General features: G+C 66.0%; 2 protein-coding genes. One reads left to right on the top strand and one right to left on the bottom strand.

The features are described 5' to 3' along the window. Positions 1 to 782, bottom strand: a 782-nt coding sequence (locus WCB02_RS21465; RefSeq protein WP_423961206.1) for a hypothetical protein, incomplete at its 3' end; no start/stop codon positions are given. A 370-nt stretch (positions 783 to 1,152) separates the two neighbouring features. Here WCB02_RS21465 and WCB02_RS21460 point away from each other — a divergent pair. Next, complete coding sequence (locus WCB02_RS21460; protein WP_423961205.1) at positions 1,153 to 1,899, top strand: SDR family oxidoreductase; 747 nt, start codon at positions 1,153 to 1,155, stop codon at positions 1,897 to 1,899. Positions 1,900 to 2,636: the final 737 nt, after the last annotated feature.

Genomic DNA, 2,636 nt, shown 5'->3' with positions numbered 1-2,636 from the left:
GTTCGGGGGACGATCGGCGGGCCGTCAGCGTCGCTCGCCATGCGCTGGCTGACCTCGGCCCGCAGTTCGGCGGCGACGTAGGGATCGCCGTCGAACAGCCGCGACAGCATGGCCGTCTTGTCGGCGTCGATCATCGCCGCAATGATCTTCTGCACAGCATCGGCAGACATCGCGCTCGCCGTCGCGACAGCGGAGCGTTCGGCCGCGGCCTGGACCAGGTCGGAATCAATGCCGAAGAACTCTGCGAAAGCCTCCAGGCTTGCCGACAGCGGCCCGATCCCGGGCATCGGCTCGGGATGGTCCGGCGCGACGAGCTCGGCCTGCACCGCCGTCAACCAGATCAGATAGAACAGGCGCAGGTCACCGGCGAGAATGTCGGCGCGGAGCGGCGCCAAGGCGGCGAGCCAGCCCGTGCCATCATCCCAATCCTCGATATCAACCTCGGCGCAATTGATGTCCAGGATCAGGTTCTCGGCGGAGACCGAGAGCGTGGCGCAATCGACCTCGCCGAGAAAGCTGTCGAGCAGCCTGCGATCGACCAGTCGCTGCGGCAGCCGCATCATCAGGCGGCGCGACCCCCAGTTGGCGACATAGAGATGGAGATCGAAGCAGCGCTCCATGAGCTTGAGCGGATTGCCTTTGAAGTCGCCCCATTGATAGGAATTCGTGAAGCCGGTCGCCGTGATCCGCGCCCGCGTCGATAAATCCCGCAGCGCCTGGCGATCGGCTTCGCTGAGCGGACGGTCGATCGCCTGGAATTCGTAATACTGGTATTCGCTCATGGCGGCGTCTGTGGTGGTGAATGGAGGACAGAGACAGGTTCAACGTTCAGCGGACTGGTCTGGCGAGACCAGACGCAGGACTCCGTCGATTTCCAGGATTCGAAGCGGCGCGGCAAGCGGCGCGCCGACACCTGTCACCGAAAAGCAGGCGTCACCATTGCTCGTGTGCCGAACGATGCCGCTGGAATCGAGCGGACATGGTCCGAGCTTACGCTCGGTCGACAAAATGACGCGAAGATCGCCGTCCGCCGGCTCGAAGGACGACTGCCTGTCGGTATCGGCAAGAGTCGGGACGCCGGCGCCATTGCGTGCGCCATGGGGGCTCCCATCTCTCCCGGGCAGGGCAACCCATTCCAATCAGGAGACCTTCATGGCCAGGCTCGACGGCAAAATCGCTCTCATCAGCGGAGGCACCAGCGGCATCGGTGCGGAGACCGCGAAACTGTTTCAATCCGAAGGCGCGACGGTGGTGGTCACCGGCTCCAGCGAGCGCTCGGTGGCAGCCGCCAAGGCGGCGCTGCCGGGGATCGAGGTGCTGGTCTCGGACGCCGGCGACGTGGCCGCCACCAAGGCGCTGGTCGACAAGGTCAAGGCCAAGCACGGCCGCATCGACGTGCTGTTCGTCAATGCCGGCATCGCCAAGTTCGCACCGATCGCCGAGGTCGACGAGGCCTTCTTCGACAGCCAGTTCAACACCAACGTCAAGGGCGCGTTCTTCCTGATCAAGCACGCCATACCCTTCATTCCAAACGGCGGCGCGATCATCCTGACCGCGTCGGTGGCCGGCGCCGGCGGCGGCCTCGGAGGCAGCACGATCTATGGCTCGACCAAGGCGGCGCTGCGTTCGTTCGGCCGCACCATCGCCAAGGAGCTGACGTCGCGCGGCATCCGGGTCAATACCATCAGCCCCGGTCCGATCGTGACGCCGATCCTCGACAAGGGCGGCCTCACGCCGGCGCAGAAGGACAGTTTCATCGAGGGCGCCAAGACCCGCATTCCGCTCGGCCGCACCGGCACCGCAGCCGAAGTCGCCGCCGCGGCGCTCTACCTCGCCGCCGACGCCACCTATACCACCGGCGCCGAACTGTTCGTCGACGGCGGCTTGATCGACCTGTAGACGAACGAGTTCGTGAAAGTCGTCATATCGCTCGGCGATGTCTCGCCTCCCCCACGCAGCGCTGCCACACCGTCATGCCCGGGCTCGTCCCGGGCATCCACGACCTTGCGGTGTTGCCGGGGAGAAAGACGTGGATGGCCGGGACAAGCCCGGCCAAGAAACCACATGACGGAACCATGTGTTATCAACGTCTCCGACCTAAAGGCTGTCTCCAAATTGGCCCGGCGGCGAGCCAAACGGAACATGCGCGGCGGCTTCATCGGGCGCGGCGCGGGCTCCGGGCTGTGTGCCTGCAACGCAACAGTCACGGACTCAAATGGTCCGGCCTGGGCGTTCGTTCCCATTCTGGCCGTATTCCGGCAGTGTACAGCTAGCAGCGGTGTTTGCGCATCAAGGCGGGGCGATGCGCCAATTCCGTGTCCAGCCCTTGGGGGGATGGGTAGGTTGCGAGGCCCGGTCTCCTAGGCACACCGGGCCTCCGACCTTTCCCGCGAGCCGGACGACAAAGCCCGGCCGCCGGAAGCCGGGGCGCCGCGATGCCGAGGCGTCTCATGCCGAACCTCGCATCGGCCCCGATGATCGGTGCCACGATCGTGAGGACCACGACGCAGCGCTCTGTTCGCGGGCGCTGCGCGATGGACCTATGATGGTCGTGGCGCGAGGGTTCGACATCCAGCCGCCTTTGTGCCGGCGCGCTGCGCGCCACCTTGGCGCGGGCGCTGTGCGCCACCCTGGCG

Source organism: Bradyrhizobium sp., assembly GCF_049581145.1.
Taxonomy (GTDB): domain Bacteria; phylum Pseudomonadota; class Alphaproteobacteria; order Rhizobiales; family Xanthobacteraceae; genus Bradyrhizobium.
This window is presented reverse-complemented; position numbering and strand designations above follow the sequence as displayed.